The sequence below is a fragment of the Ramlibacter sp. genome (assembly GCF_013697775.1).
GTDB lineage: Bacteria > Pseudomonadota > Gammaproteobacteria > Burkholderiales > Burkholderiaceae_C > Ramlibacter.
In genome coordinates this window covers 1-13259 of record NZ_JACCWG010000149.1, presented here as the reverse complement: position 1 = coordinate 13259, position 13259 = coordinate 1, and the positions used below count along the sequence as shown (strand labels likewise).

13 protein-coding genes are annotated in these 13259 nt (G+C 68.7%); 4 read left to right on the top strand and 9 right to left on the bottom strand.

Annotated features, from left to right (window positions below; genetic code table 11):
- Positions 1–159 precede the first annotated feature (159 nt).
- The 9 genes from H0U68_RS07420 to H0U68_RS07380 form a co-directional block, all read right to left on the bottom strand.
- Positions 160–1128, bottom strand: coding sequence for an AEC family transporter (locus H0U68_RS07420; protein ID WP_296354146.1), 969 nt, complete (start codon positions 1126–1128; stop codon positions 160–162).
- A complete protein-coding gene (locus tag H0U68_RS07415) occupies positions 1128–2039 on the bottom strand; it encodes a DUF1932 domain-containing protein (RefSeq protein ID WP_296354144.1) in 912 nt (303 codons plus the stop codon). Before H0U68_RS07415 ends, H0U68_RS07420 begins: the two co-directional genes overlap by 1 nt.
- A 28-nt stretch (positions 2040–2067) precedes the next feature.
- Positions 2068–3045, bottom strand: coding sequence for a tripartite tricarboxylate transporter substrate-binding protein (locus H0U68_RS07410; RefSeq protein WP_296354142.1), 978 nt, complete (start codon positions 3043–3045; stop codon positions 2068–2070).
- A 4-nt stretch (positions 3046–3049) separates the two neighbouring features.
- Entirely contained in the window at positions 3050–3754 is a 705-nt protein-coding gene (locus H0U68_RS07405; protein ID WP_296354141.1) for an ABC transporter ATP-binding protein, read from the bottom strand.
- On the bottom strand, positions 3747–4535 hold the full coding sequence (locus H0U68_RS07400) for an ABC transporter ATP-binding protein (RefSeq protein ID WP_296354140.1): 789 nt from the start codon (positions 4533–4535) through the stop codon (positions 3747–3749). Before H0U68_RS07400 ends, H0U68_RS07405 begins: the two co-directional genes overlap by 8 nt.
- Positions 4532–5518, bottom strand: coding sequence for a branched-chain amino acid ABC transporter permease (locus H0U68_RS07395; protein ID WP_296354138.1), 987 nt, complete (start codon positions 5516–5518; stop codon positions 4532–4534). The genes H0U68_RS07400 and H0U68_RS07395 overlap by 4 nt, the downstream gene beginning before the upstream one ends.
- Complete coding sequence (locus H0U68_RS07390; RefSeq protein ID WP_296354136.1) at positions 5515–6390, bottom strand: branched-chain amino acid ABC transporter permease; 876 nt, start codon at positions 6388–6390, stop codon at positions 5515–5517. The genes H0U68_RS07395 and H0U68_RS07390 overlap by 4 nt, the downstream gene beginning before the upstream one ends.
- 171 nt (positions 6391–6561) lie before the next feature.
- Positions 6562–7731 carry an ABC transporter substrate-binding protein gene (locus H0U68_RS07385; protein ID WP_296354134.1) on the bottom strand — a complete coding sequence of 390 codons (1170 nt, stop codon included), beginning with the start codon at positions 7729–7731 and terminating at the stop codon, positions 6562–6564.
- 165 nt (positions 7732–7896) lie between these two features.
- Positions 7897–8643 (bottom strand): GntR family transcriptional regulator, encoded by a 747-nt coding sequence (locus H0U68_RS07380; protein WP_296354132.1) that lies wholly within the window; start codon positions 8641–8643, stop codon positions 7897–7899.
- 134 nt (positions 8644–8777) lie between these two features.
- Between H0U68_RS07380 and H0U68_RS07375 the strand changes: the two genes are divergently transcribed.
- From H0U68_RS07375 to H0U68_RS07360, 4 genes are all read left to right on the top strand, one after another.
- On the top strand, positions 8778–9824 hold the full coding sequence (locus tag H0U68_RS07375; protein WP_296354130.1) for an aromatic ring-hydroxylating dioxygenase subunit alpha: 1047 nt from the start codon (positions 8778–8780) through the stop codon (positions 9822–9824).
- 35 nt (positions 9825–9859) lie between these two features.
- Entirely contained in the window at positions 9860–10963 is a 1104-nt protein-coding gene (locus tag H0U68_RS07370) for a 5-methyltetrahydropteroyltriglutamate--homocysteine S-methyltransferase (protein WP_296354128.1), read from the top strand.
- Between the two features lie 154 nt (positions 10964–11117).
- Positions 11118–12449 carry a surface lipoprotein assembly modifier gene (locus H0U68_RS07365; protein ID WP_296354126.1) on the top strand — a complete coding sequence of 444 codons (1332 nt, stop codon included), beginning with the start codon at positions 11118–11120 and terminating at the stop codon, positions 12447–12449.
- Positions 12450–12468: 19 nt separating this feature from the next.
- The coding region (locus tag H0U68_RS07360) for a FecR family protein (protein ID WP_296354124.1) at positions 12469–13259 on the top strand (791 nt) is incomplete at its 3' end.

Sequence of the window (13259 nt, the reverse complement as noted above, 5' to 3'; positions counted from 1 at the left end):
ACCCCAAACCATTCATCTGGACAGCCAGTGCTTCGGACATCCTGGCCAAGGTCACCAGAGCCAAGGCTGCATTGGCTGCGATCTCACGATAAGTACAGAACAGAGGCGCGCACCACACTAGCGAGGTGCAGGCAAGAAGCCGGATCGATCGCAGATCAGTCAGCGCGAAAGCCAGTGCTGAACCCCATACAACAGCGCCGTCAGCGTAAAGAACGAGACCACAGTCGTCCCCGCCTGCGCCCCCGCCGCCATCCCGTCGTGCCCGTGCTTCTGCGCCAGGATCGGATAAATCCCCAGCATCGGCACCGCCGCCATGATGACCACCGCGATCTGCAGCTCGCGCGCCATCGGGGGCAACAGCAGCACCAGCGCCAGCACCGCCAGCGGATGCACCAGCAGTTTGCCGAATGCCACCGCTGCCACATCCCGCGCCATGCCCTTGGCCGCCACGCCGACCAGCGACCCACCAATCACGAACAGCGAGAGCGCCGCACACGAAGCAGCAAAGATGTTCACCGCCTTCGCAACTGCCTCCGGCAGCCTCCAGCCGAACAGGGAAAACACGAACCCCAGCGCAATACCGTGGATCATCGGATTGCGCACAATCCCGCGCATCGACTGCGCAAGCGCCGCCTTCCAGCGCGCGGCCCGCGTGCCCGTCACCACGCCGTCACCCAGATCGCTGTCCGCAATCGCGAGCGCAAGCGGCAACAGCAGGAAGTTCTCTACCACCATCGCCAGCGCCAGCCCCACGCCGGCAGTCGCCGCGCCGAACACCTGCGCCACCAGCGGAAAGCCGATGAAGCCGCTGTTGGAACACGCCATGCCCATGCCCACGATGGCGCTGGCCGACACCGACTTGCCCGCCACCCTGCGCGCCCACAGGATGCCGAGCGCCATCGCAATCAGCGAGCCGCCCGCGTACGCAGCGACGAACACCGCGTTCAGCACCTCGCCCACGCTGCGCTGCGACAGCGCGTTGAACAGCAGTGCCGGCAGCGCCAGGTTGATCACGTACTTGCCGAACACGCGCATGTCTGCGCGCGCGAACAAACCGGCACGCGTGCAGAGAAATCCGGCGGCGACGATCAGGTAGATCGGGCCGGTGATGGCGAGGACGCTGCCCACTAATCCTGCTTGCCGCTCTTCTCGCCGCGCGCCGCCAGCAGCCGATCCGCATAAGCCTGCCACGGCGCGTCCTTCGGCAGATCCTGGAACATGCCGGCCGCGGCCTGGTCGGCCACCCATTGCTGCTTCTCAGCGATGGCGGCGGCCATGATGGATGCGAAGCCGGCCTCGCGCACCGTGTTGGCCGCCTCGCGCATTTCCTCCGCACGCCGCTTGCCGTGCTGCACCACGCGGCTGAAGAAGTAGGCGCCCTGCCTGTTCCAGTCGATGCTGGGGAATGTTTCCTGCAAGGTCGGCAGCACGTGGTCTTCCACGCCGTAGGCGCGCGCCGTGGCGTAGCTCTCGATCACCAGCGCCTCCAGGCCCTTGATCATCACGCTGCGGCACATCTTGATGGCGCTGGCAACGCCCAGTTTCTCGCTCACCGGCTTGGCGTCCATGCCCCAGCCGTTCAGCACGCCGGCCAGTTCGGCCGCCTTGGCGCCGCCTAGCAGCATGGGCACACGGATGCCGTACGGCGGCACCGAGGTCATCACGCCCGCTTCCACATAGAACGCGCCCCGCGCGTCGATCAGCGCCGCCGCCTTCTGCTTGGTGCCGGGCGATGCGGAGTTCAAGTCCAGGAACAGCGTGCCGGGGCGGACGTGTTTCGCGGCTTCTTCGGCCACAGCCAAGGTGTTCGACGCCGTGACGGCGGAGATCACCAGGTCGCTGGCCTCGCACAGCGCCTGCATGGAGCCGTGCGCCGTCACGCCGGCACGCGCCGCATGCGCGTGTTCGGCGTCGCGTATGGTGGCCTGCGCGAACTTCAGGTCCCAGGCGCCCATGGTGGCCACCTGGGGCTTCAGACCGATGGTGAAGGTCTTGCCGACTTCGCCGTAGCCGACGAGGCCGATGCGCTGCGGATTCATTGCCTGTTGCTCCTCTGGTGCGCCGCCGTCATTGGCGCTGGATGTTGGCGCGGGCGATCACATCGGCCCAGCGCCGGGTTTCACTGGCCAGCAGCGCGGCCAGCTGCTCGGGCGTGCTGGAACGCGCGTCCACGTCGATCTCGGCCAGCGTCTTGCGCAGGCCTGTGTCGTTCAAGGCGGTGACCAGCTCGCGGTTCAGTTTCGCGATCACTTCGCGCGGCGTCTCCGCCGGCACCGCCAGCGCATTCCACGAACTCACGTGGAAGTGCGCGAGAGCGCCGCCGCTGTCGGCGACGGTAGGCACGTCCGGCAAGCCGGACGCGCGCTTCTCGCCCATCACGGCCAGCGCGCGCAGCGCCTTGGCCGCGATCTGCGGCTTGACCGGCCCCAGGATCTCTACCGCCGCATCCACCTCGCCGGCGCGCAGCGCCGTCACCAGCGCGGGCGTGCCGTTGAACGGAACCACCTGCAGATCGACACCGGCAGTGCTCTTGAACAGCTCCGCGGCCAGGTTCTGCGTGCTGCCGATGTTGACCGTCGCGAGGTTCAGCTTGCCCGGCTGCGCTTTGGCAGCCGCAAGCAGGTCGGCCAGCGACTTGAAGCGCGAGGTCTGCGGCACCACCAGCGCCATGTCGAAGGTGCCCAGCAGCGACACCGGCGCGAAGTCCTTGCGCGCATCGAACGGCAGGTTCTTGAACAGGGTCGCGCTCACGGCCGTGCCGTTGCTCACCAGCAGCAGCGTGTGGCCATCGGGCTCCGCGCGCGCCACCATGTCGCCCGCGCCGGCCCCGCCCGCACCGGGACGGTTCTCGACGATCACCCCCTGCCCCAGCTGTTCGCCCAGCTTGCGACCGACGGCGCGTGCCGTCAGGTCGGCGATGCCACCGGGGCCGAAAGGAACGACGATGCGGATGGGCTTGGAGGGAAACGCGGCTGGCTGCGCGCCAGCAAAGGAGCCGAACGTCGCGGCCGCCGCGGCGAGAAACGTCCGCCGGTCCAAAGTCATCGGCTTATCGTGCCACACCGAGCAGGCGGTCCAGCAGCTGCGGCGCGTTGCGCAATTCCTGGGCGCTGCTGGCGTGCACCACCGTGCCGCGGTCCAGCACCACGGCGCTGTGCGAGATCGCCAGGATGGCCTGCGGATGCTGCTCCACGATGATGGCGGCCAGCCCCTCGTCGCGCGTGATGCGCGCGATGGCGCGCAGCAGTTCCGCCACGATGATCGGCGCCAGGCCTTCCAGCGGCTCGTCCAGCAGCAAGAGGCGTGGGTTCACCACCAGCGCGCGGCCCACCGCCAGCATCTGCTGCTCCCCGCCCGAGAGCTGCGTGCCCAGGTTGCCCTTGCGTTCGGCCAGCCGCGGGAACATCTCGTACACCCGCGCCGGCGTCCAGCGGCCCGCCCGCGCCACGGCCGTCAGGTTCTCGTGCACGGTGAGCGACTTGAAGATGTTGCGCTCCTGCGGCACCCAGCCGATGCCGGCCGCCGCGCGCGCGTGCGAGGCCAGCCTGTGCAGCGGCCTGCCGGCCAGTTCCATGGCGCCGCCGTGCTGGCGCGTGGCGCCGGCCAGCGTGTTGATCAGCGTGGTCTTGCCGGTGCCGTTGCGGCCCAGCAGCGCCAGCGTCTGGCCCTCGCCCAGCGAGAACGACACGCCGTGCAGCACCACCGCCTCGCCGTAGCCGGCGGACAGGCGCTCGACCTTCAGCAGTTCAGGCATGGGCGGCCTCCTCCACGGTCTCATCGCCGTGGCCCAGGTACACCGCCTTCACGTGTTCGTTGTTCGCGATCTCGTCGGGCGTGCCTTCGGTCAGCTCGCCGCCGTTCACCAGCACCGTCATGCGGTCGGCGAAACTGAACACCAGGTCCATGTCGTGCTCGATCAGCAGCACCGACACGTCGGCCGGCAAGGCTCCCACGGTTTGCAGCAGTTCCTCGCGCTCGCCGGCCGGCACGCCGGCCACCAGTTCGTCCAGCAGCAGCACGCGCGGCTCGCAGGCCAGCGCGATAGCGATTTCCAGCAGGCGACGTTTGCCGTAGGCCAGGTGTTCGGTCGGCTGGTCCATCACTTCGGTCAGGTGGAACTGTTCCAGCAGCTGTTCGCAGCGCTCGGCCACCGCGCGCCGCGCGCCCAGCGGATTCCAGAAGCGCGCGCCGATGCCCCGCTGCTGGTGCACCACCAGCGCCAGCGTTTCCAGCGGCGTCATGCTGTTGAACAGCTGGTTGATCTGGAAGGTGCGCACCATGCCGCGGCGCACGCGCAGGTGCGGCGCCAGGCGGCTGATGTCCTCGCCTTCCAGCACGATGCGGCCTTCGGTGGGCGGCAGCACGCCGGTCAGCAGGTTGATCAGCGTGGTCTTGCCGGCGCCGTTGGGGCCGATCAGCGCATGCCGCGCGCCGCGCCGCACATCCAGCGTGACATGGTTGGTGGCGACGATGCCGCCGAAGCGCTTCACCAGGCCCTGGGCGGACAGCACGACGTCGTTCGGCGCGGCGTTCATGCGGGACCTCGCTTGCCCGGCCGCCACCAGATCCACGGCTTGAACAGCCGCTCGCGGCCCACCAGCACCAGCACCACCAGGAACAGCCCCAGCCAGAACGTCCAGTACTGCGGCGTCACGGCCGACAGCGCGTCCTGCAGCAGCTTGAAAACGATGGCGCCGGCCACGCCGCCGTACAGCCAGCCGGTGCCGCCCACCACCAGGATCAGCATCACGTCGGCCGAGCGATGGAACTCGAACAGATCCAGCGAGGCGAAGCCGGTGGTCTGCACCAGCAGCGCGCCCGCGGCGCCCGCGATGCCGGCCGCCACCGTGTACACCACGGCGATGCGCGAGGCCACCGGGATGCCGATGGCCATGGCGCGCAGCCCGTTGTCGCGCACGGCTTTCAGCGTGTGGCCGAAGGGCGAATGCACGATACGCCGCGCAATGCAGAACAGCACCAGCAGCACGGCCAGCGAGTAGTAGGCGGCGACGCGGCCGCCCAGGTCGAAGTCGAAGCGGCCCAGCACCGGGCCCATCACCACGCCCTGCAGGCCGTCGGCACCGCCGGTCAGCCAGTCGAGCTTGTTGGCGAGTTCCAGCAGGATCAGCGCGACGCCGAGCGTGACCATCAGCCGGGTCAGGTCGCTGCCGCGCAGGATGGTCAGGCTGCACAGCGCGCCCAGCGCCGTGGCGGCGACGATGGCGACGGCCAGGCCCAGCAGCGGATCGGGCATCAGGTGCTTGGCGAACAGCGCCGCCACGAAGCCGCCGAAGCCGAAGAAGGCCGCGTGCCCGAGCGAGACAATGCCGGTGTAGCCCAGCACCAGGTCCAGCGACACGGCGAACAGCGCCACGATGGCGATCTCGTTGAAGATCAGCGCGTGCTGCGGCAGCAGCACCGGCGCGGCGAAGGCCGCGAGCCACAGCAGCGGCTCCCACGGCTTGATGCGGCTGGCCTTCAGCAGCGAGGCTTGCACTGCACCTGGGACAGCGCTCATGCCTTGCCTCCCCGCCGCACGAACAGGCCCTGCGGGCGCCACATCAGGATGGCGATCATCAGGCTGTAGACGATGAAGGCGCCCATCTTGGGGATGTAGTACTTGCCCGCCACGTCGGCGATGCCGAGCAACAGTGCGGCCAGCAGCGGGCCGGTGATGGACGAGGTGCCGCCCACCGCCACCACGATCAGGAAATAGATCATGAATTTGAGCGGGAAGGTCGGGTCCAGCCCCAGCACCTCCGCGCCCAGCGCGCCGCCCAGCCCCGCCAGGCCGGAGCCCAACGCGAAGGTGGAGAGGAACACGATGTTGACGTTGATGCCCATGCCGGCCGCCACGCGCTGGTCGTCCACCGCCGCGCGCAAACGGCTGCCGAAGCGGGTGTGCGCCAGCACGTACTGCAGGGCGACGGTGAGCGCGGCGCACACCGCGATGATGAACAGGCGGTAGTGGCCCATGCCCAGGGTCCAGGCGCCCTCGCCCAGTTCGGTGCGGCCCTTCAGCCAGGCGGGCAGCTGCACGATCTGCTGCGTGGAGCCGACGAAGTAGTCGAACGCCGCGACCGACATGAACACCAGGCCGATGGAGAACAGCACCTGGTCCAGGTGCGGCTTGCGGTACAGCGGCCGGTACAGCGTGCGCTCGAGGATGCCGCCCAGCAGCGCCGCGCCGATGAAGGCCAGCGGCAGGCACACCAGGAACGGCACGCCGGCCCGCTGCATCAGCAGCACGGTGATGTAGCCGCCCACCATCGCGAACGCGCCGTGCGCCAGGTTGATGAAGTTCATCAGGCCCATGGTCACCGCGAGGCCCACGGCCAGGATGAACAGCAGCATGCCGTAGGCGATGCCGTCGAAGAGGATGGTGAGCATGGTTGCAGTCCGTTCGCCCTGAGCTTGTCGAAGGGCCCGTTCGCCCGTCCCGTTCGCCCTGAGCCTGTCGAAGGGTCGCGCAGGGCTTCGACAAGCTCAGCCCGAACGGGAATTAACTCGAACGGGAGGCCTTCCGGCCTGAACGGGATGGTTGTCGCTGGAACGGAGGGTCTACTTCGCCTTGCCCGGATCCTTCACGTCCTTGATCACGTCGAACTCCACGTTGTACAGCTGGCCGTCCTTCTTCTCCACCTTGCGCAGGTAGATGTTCTGCACGATGTCGCGGGTCTGCGCGTCGATGAACACCGGGCCGCGCGGGCTTTCGAAAATCTGGCCTTTCATGGCGGCCAGCAGCGCTTCGCCGCCACCCTTGCCGCCCGTCTTCTTCAGCGCCTCGTAGATCACGCGCATGCCGTCGTAGCCACCCACGGCCATGAAGTTGGGACGCAGGCCCTTGTTGGCCTTCTGGAATTCGGCCACGAACTTCTTGTTGACCGGCGACGGATGGAAGGTGGAGTAGTGGTGCGAGGTCACCACGCCCAGCGCCACGTCGCCCATGTCGTTGAGCTGGTCATCGTCGGTCACGTCGCCGGTGCCGATCAGCTTGATGCCGGCCTTGTCCATGCCGCGCTCGCCGAACTGCTTCATCACCGCGGCGCCCGCGCCCGACGGCACGAACACGAACAATGCGTCCGGCTTCAAGTCGCGCACCTTCTGCAGGAAGGGCGCGAAGTCGGGGTTGCGCAGCGGCACGCGCAGCTTCTCTGCCACCTTGCCGCCGTTGAACAGGAAGCGCTCGCTGAAGTACTTCTCGGCATCCAGGCCCGGGCCGTAGTCGGCCACCAGCGTCACCACGTTCTTGATGCCGTTCTTCGGCGCCCAGTCGGCCATGGCCACGGATGCCTGCGGCAGCGTGAAGCTGGTGCGCACCACATAGGGCGAGGCTTCGGTGATGCTGGAGGTGGCCGCGGCCATCACCACCAGCGGGGTCTTGGACTGCGTGGCGATCGGCGCCACGGCCAGCGCCGAGGGCGTGATGCCCATGCCGGCGATCACGTTCACCTTGTCGTTGACCACCAGCTCCTGCGCCAGGCGGCGCGTCATGTCCGGCAGGCTGGTGTCGTCCTTCACGATCAGCTGCACATTCCTGCCGGCCACCGTGTCGCCGTTCTGCGCCATCCACAGTTTTGCGGCCGCTTCGATCTGCCGGCCAGTGGTGGCCTGCTGGCCGGTCATCGGCAGCACCAGGCCGATCTTGAAGGCCTCCTGCGCCAGCGCGATGCCGCTGGCTGCGGCGGCCGCGAGGGCGATGGCGGCCCGGATCAGGGTTCTCTTGTGCATGGCGAATGTCTCCTGGAAATGAAGCTGCGCGCGGCATCGCCGCCCGCGGGTGGTGCGGCATTCTCGGCCTTGCACCAGCCCGGCGCAAAGCCGGGCCGCGGTCTAGCAGTTATGCGCGGTTGCAATAGCACGGGCTCAGGTATTGACGAATGGCAGGCTGATGGGTCAGGCGCGCTGGCGGATCAGCCGCACGCCTGGCATGTGCTCGAGGCCGCGGTTGTCCATGGCCTCGCGCAGGTTGCGCTGCGCAATGCGCGCGTGCTCGCGCATGATGGCTTCGGCGCGCGTGCCCTCGCGCCGCTCGATGGCGTCCAGCACCTGGCGGTGCTGGTCCTGCGCCACCACCAGCATGTCGCGTGCCCGCGGCGAGTTGGCCTGCACCACGACGAAGCCCGAGGGCGAGGCGAACGGCAGGCGCACCACGCGCTCCAGCTCGCGCGCGATCACGCCGCTGCCGGCCATTTCGCTCAGCAGCAGATGGAAGCGTTCGTTGCTGTGCACGTACTGCGAGAACGCCTCGTCGTCCAGGCTGGGCCGCGCCAGGATCTGGTCGATGCGCGCCAGGCAGCCGCGCGCCTCTTCCAGCACGGCGGCCGGCACGCCGCGCTCGGCCGCCAGCCGTGCGGCCAGGCCTTCCACCGTGCCGCGCAGCTCGATGGCATCGGCCACGTCGCGCTCGGAGAACATGCGCACGGCGTAGCCGCCACCGGGCAGCCCTTCCAGCAGGCCTTCCTGCTCCAGCCGCATCAGCGCCGCGCGGATCGGCGTGCGCGACACGCCCAGCTTGTCCACCAGCGCCAGTTCGGCGATGCGGCTGGCGCCCGGCAGCTCGCCCGCCAGGATCATCTCGCGCAGGCGCAGCTGGGCCCGGACGGCCTGGGAACCGGAAGAATCAGTCTCTGCTGTATACATGTTGACTATATTTTGAGCAGATGGACGCGGTTATTCAACTCTTTTCTACCTGAAATGCGCAAGCCGATGGTGATCGGTTGGGATTTTCTGTATACATTGCAAGGCTCGCCGACGCAACTCCCATCCCGCCCACCATGTTTCCCAAGAACGCCTGGTACGTCGCCTGCACGCCCGACGAGATCGATGGTGGCAAGCCGCTGGGCCGCACCGTCTGCAACGAGAAGATCGTGTTCTACCGCGGCGAAGGCGGCCGGGTGGCGGCAGTGGAAGACTTCTGCCCGCACCGCGGCGCGCCGCTGTCGCTCGGCCGCGTGTGCAACGGCCAGCTGGTGTGCGGCTACCACGGCCTGGCGATGGGCTGCGAGGGCAAGACCATCTCCATGCCCGGCCAGCGCGTGCAGGGCTTCCCGACCATTCGCGCCTACCCCGCCGTCGAGCGCCACGGCTTCGTCTGGGTCTGGCCCGGCGACGCGGAGCAGGCCGACCCGGCGGCGATCCACCACCTGGAATGGGCCGACCGCCCCGATTGGGCCTATGGCGGCGGGCTGTACCACGTGCAGGCCGACTACCGGCTGATGGTCGACAACCTGATGGACCTCACGCACGAAACCTACGTGCACGCCGGCAGCATCGGGCAAAAGGAAATCGACGAGGCGCCGGTGATCACCAAGGCCGACGGCGAACACGTCGTCACCAGCCGCTTCATGGACAACGTGCTGGCGCCGCCGTTCTGGCGCGCCAACCTGCGCGGCGCCGGCCTGCCCGACGACCAGCCGGTGGACCGCTGGCAGGTGTGCCGCTTCGTGCCGCCCAGCCACGTGATGATCGAGGTCGGCGTGGCCCTGGCCGGCCACGGCGGCCTGCAGGCCGATGCGAAATACAAGGCCTCCAGCATCGTGGTGGACTTCATCACGCCGGAAACCGAAACCAGCATGTGGTACTTCTGGGGCATGGCGCGCAACTTCAACGTGGCCGACGCCGCGCTGACCGCCGAGATCCGCGACGGCCAGGCCCGCGTGTTCGCCGAGGACACGCAGATGCTGGAGGCGCAGCAGCGCAACCTGTCGGCGCACCCGAAGCGCCGGCTGCTGATGCTCAACATCGACGCCGGCGGCGTGCAGGCGCGGCGCATCATCGACCGGCTGGCCGCGCGGGAGCGGCCGACGCACGTAGTGGCCTGAGGCCCCCTCACCCCCAGACAACAAAGGAGACGACCATGATGCAACTGCCCGCCCGCTACGACCACGTCGGCAGCTTCCTGCGGCCCAAGTCCCTGCTCGACGCGCGCGAGAAGAAGGCCCGCGGCGAGATCACGCCCGCGCAGTTGCGCGAAGCGGAAGACCAGGCCATCGCCGACATCGTCAAATTCCAGCAGGACGTGGGCCTGAAAAGCGTCACCGACGGGGAGTTCCGGCGCACCTACTTCCACATCGATTTCCTGGAGCAACTGGGCGGCGTGAAGACCGACATTCCGTTCACCGTGAAGAAGCCCGATGGCACCGAGGAACTCGCGCCCCCCGTCATCCGCGTGACGGACAAGGTGCGCCACACCAAGGACATCCAGCGCGCCGACTTCGACTACCTGAAGTCGCAGGTGGCCGCCGGCCGCACGCCGAAGGTGACCATTCCCTCGCCCACCATGCTGCACTTTCGCGGCGGGCGCGCGGGCATCAGCGCGCAGGCCTATCCGCAGCTCGATCCGGCGTTCTACGACGACGTGGCCGATGCCTACGGCGAAGAATTGCGTTCGCTGTACGAGGCCGGCTGCCGCTACGTGCAGATGGACGACACCAACCTGGCCGACGAGAAAATGCGCGAAGCCGCCCGCCAGCGCGGCGACGATCCGAACGAGCTGCCGCACCGCTACGCCAAGTTCATCAACAAGGTGGTGGCGCGCAAGCCGCAGGGCATGCTGCTGGCCATGCACCTGTGCCGCGGCAACTTCAAGAGCACCTTCGCCGCCCAGGGCAACTACGAGCCGGTGGCCGAGGCCCTGCTGAAAGAGATGGACATCGACGCGTACTTCATGGAGTACGACGACGACCGCTCCGGCGACTTCCGCCCGCTGCGCTACCTGCCCAAGGGCAAGACCGTGGTGCTGGGCCTGGTGACCACCAAGTTCGGCCAGCTGGAAAGCAAGGACGCGCTCAAGCGCCGCATCGACGAGGCGGCGAAGCACGCGCCGCTGGAGCAGCTGGCGCTGTCGCCGCAATGCGGCTTCTCCAGCACGGTGCACGGCAACAACATCGCCGTGGAAGACCAGCGCAACAAGCTCAGGCTGGTGATCGATACGGCGCGCGAGGTCTGGGGCACCGACTGAGCGCTGGCTGAGTAGTTTTGCCCGCACCTCCCCGGGTTTTCACCTGAGGGGGCGTGGGTGATAGTTCACTGTTTTCGTCATCGGAACCGGAAGCGGGGGGAGTACCATGCCCCAGCTGCCGAGCTGCAGCAGCACGCTTTTTTGGGGACTCTGAATGACACCGAACCACCCACGCCGTGCGCTGGCGCTGGCCTGCGCGGCGCTGTTCGCCACCACTGCGGCGCATGCCGAGGTCGACGCCCTGGTGCGCGAGGCCACCGCACTGACCGACAAGGGTGCGGGCGCCCAGGCCTATGCGCTGCTCGACCCGCAGGAAGTCGCGCGTGCCGGCGACCCCGACTTCGACCTGGCGTTCGGCACCGCCGCCAACGCTGGCGCGCACTACTCCCGCGCCATCATCGCGCTGGAGCGCGTGCTGGTCGCGCAACCCGACAACATGCGGGCGCGCGCCGAACTCGGCCGCGCGCTGTTCGCCGTGGGCGACACCAGGGCCGCGCGCGAGCTGCTGCTGCAAAGCCGCCAGCAAGGCATTCCGGTGGCCGCGGGCGAAAGCGTGGACCAGCTGCTGTACGCCATCGACCGGGTCGACGCGCTGGGCAAGTCCTCGTATAAGGCGTACGTGGAGTTGGGCATCGGCCACGACTCCAACGCCAACGGCGGCCCCGCCGGCGGCATCTTCGCCGTGCCCTCTCTGGGCGGCGCCATCGTCACGCTGCAACCGGGTTTCCTGAGGGAATCGGGCTCGTACGCCACCGCCGGGGCCGGCGTCTCCGGGCGCTACGTGCTGGACCCGCGCTGGTCCGTCATCGGCAACCTCAATCTCACCGGCCGCGTGTACGGCGGCGACGCGGACCGCTTCGACATGCTGCAGGCCGACGGCAACCTGGGCCTGTCCTACCGCGTCGAGCGCCACGAGCTCAGCCTGGTCGTACAGGGCGGCACCTACGACCTGGACCACCACCGCGAACGCAACATCACCGGCGTGGTCGGCGAATGGATCTACCGCTTCGATGGGTTCCGCCAATTCGGCGCGTACGTGCAGGCGGGCCGCATGTCCTATCCGCAGCAGCACGTGGCCGACGTGGACCGCACCGTGCTGGGCTTCACCTACGCCCACCTCACCCGCTCGGGCCTGCTGGCCTACGGCGGCGCCTACGCGGGCACCGAGAGCGAGCGTGCCGCCAGCGTCGCGCACCTCGGCCACGATCTGGCCGGCCTGCGCGCCGGCCTGCAGCAGGCGCTGGCGCTGAACCTGTGGGCGTTCGGCACGCTGGGTTACGAAGAGCGTCGCTTCGGCGGCACCGACCCGCAGTTCGCGGTCACCCGGCGCGACCGGCAGGCCAACCTGGCGGTGGGCCTGTCGTGGGTGCCCGCACCGCAGTGGCGCGTGACGCCGCAGGTCAGCTGGACCCAGGTGCGCTCCAACGTGCCGACCGCCGCCTACGACCGCACCATGGTGTCCGTGACCGCGCGGCTCGAGTTCTGAACACCCCGAGGAGTGTGCGATGAAGACCCGATTCAAGCCCCATAGCTCGGCGCTGGCGCTGGCGCTGTCGGCGGCGTTTCCGCTGCACGGCTTCGCCGCCGCCGGTATCACGCAGTACACGGCGGGCGATGTGACGCGCATCTCGCGCGGCGCCTCCACCCCGCTGGTCAAGGGAACGGAAATCGAGAGCGGCGACGCCATCGTTACCGGTCCGGGTGGCCGCGCGCAGGTGCGCTTCAGCGACGGCGGCATGGTGTCCGTGGCGCCGAATTCCAGCTTCCGGCTCACCGGCTACTCCGACGCCAAGGATCCGTCGAAGGACCAGTTTCTGGTCGATTTCCTGCGCGGCAGCATGCGCGCCATCACCGGGCTGATCGGCAAGCGCAACACCGCCAACTACAAGGTCATCACCGCCACCGCCACCCTCGGCATCCGCGGCTCCGCCTTCAACCTGGGCTACATCGAAACACCTGCCGGCAACGGCGTTGCGGTGTCGACCGAGCAGGACGAGATCGAGATCTGCACGAAAGCCGGCTGCGTCGGCCTGAAGGTGGGCGAATCGGCCCGCGTGTTCAACAACGACGACCTGCCCACGCGCACCAACCTGCGCGCCAGCCTGCCGGTGCCCGAGCCGCGCCAAATGCCCGGCCTTGCGGCCAACGACGTGAACGCGCAGGGCCTGCAGCGCGCCATCGCCCAGACCACGGGCGTACCCCCGGCTCCGCCCGCGCCGGCCCCGAGTCCGCCGCCCCCTGCGCCGCCCGGCCCGCCGGCGTCCCCGCCTCCAGGCCCTCCGCCTCCGCCTCCGCC

Excerpts from the sequence above, each read along its gene's own strand:
- H0U68_RS07405 (WP_296354141.1), bottom strand. The coding sequence starts at position 3,754 with ATGCCTGAACTGCTGAAGGTCGAGCGCCTGTCCGCCGGCTACGGCGAG.
- H0U68_RS07385 (WP_296354134.1), bottom strand. The coding sequence starts at position 7,731 with ATGCACAAGAGAACCCTGATCCGGGCCGCCATCGCCCTCGCGGCCGCC.
- H0U68_RS07415 (WP_296354144.1), bottom strand. The coding sequence starts at position 2,039 with ATGAATCCGCAGCGCATCGGCCTCGTCGGCTACGGCGAAGTCGGCAAG.
- H0U68_RS07395 (WP_296354138.1), bottom strand. The coding sequence starts at position 5,518 with ATGAGCGCTGTCCCAGGTGCAGTGCAAGCCTCGCTGCTGAAGGCCAGC.
- H0U68_RS07390 (WP_296354136.1), bottom strand. The coding sequence starts at position 6,390 with ATGCTCACCATCCTCTTCGACGGCATCGCCTACGGCATGCTGCTGTTC.
- H0U68_RS07370 (WP_296354128.1), top strand. The coding sequence starts at position 9,860 with ATGATGCAACTGCCCGCCCGCTACGACCACGTCGGCAGCTTCCTGCGG.
- H0U68_RS07400 (WP_296354140.1), bottom strand. The coding sequence starts at position 4,535 with ATGAACGCCGCGCCGAACGACGTCGTGCTGTCCGCCCAGGGCCTGGTG.
- H0U68_RS07380 (WP_296354132.1), bottom strand. The coding sequence starts at position 8,643 with ATGTATACAGCAGAGACTGATTCTTCCGGTTCCCAGGCCGTCCGGGCC.
- H0U68_RS07410 (WP_296354142.1), bottom strand. The coding sequence starts at position 3,045 with ATGACTTTGGACCGGCGGACGTTTCTCGCCGCGGCGGCCGCGACGTTC.
- H0U68_RS07375 (WP_296354130.1), top strand. The coding sequence starts at position 8,778 with ATGTTTCCCAAGAACGCCTGGTACGTCGCCTGCACGCCCGACGAGATC.
- H0U68_RS07365 (WP_296354126.1), top strand. The coding sequence starts at position 11,118 with ATGACACCGAACCACCCACGCCGTGCGCTGGCGCTGGCCTGCGCGGCG.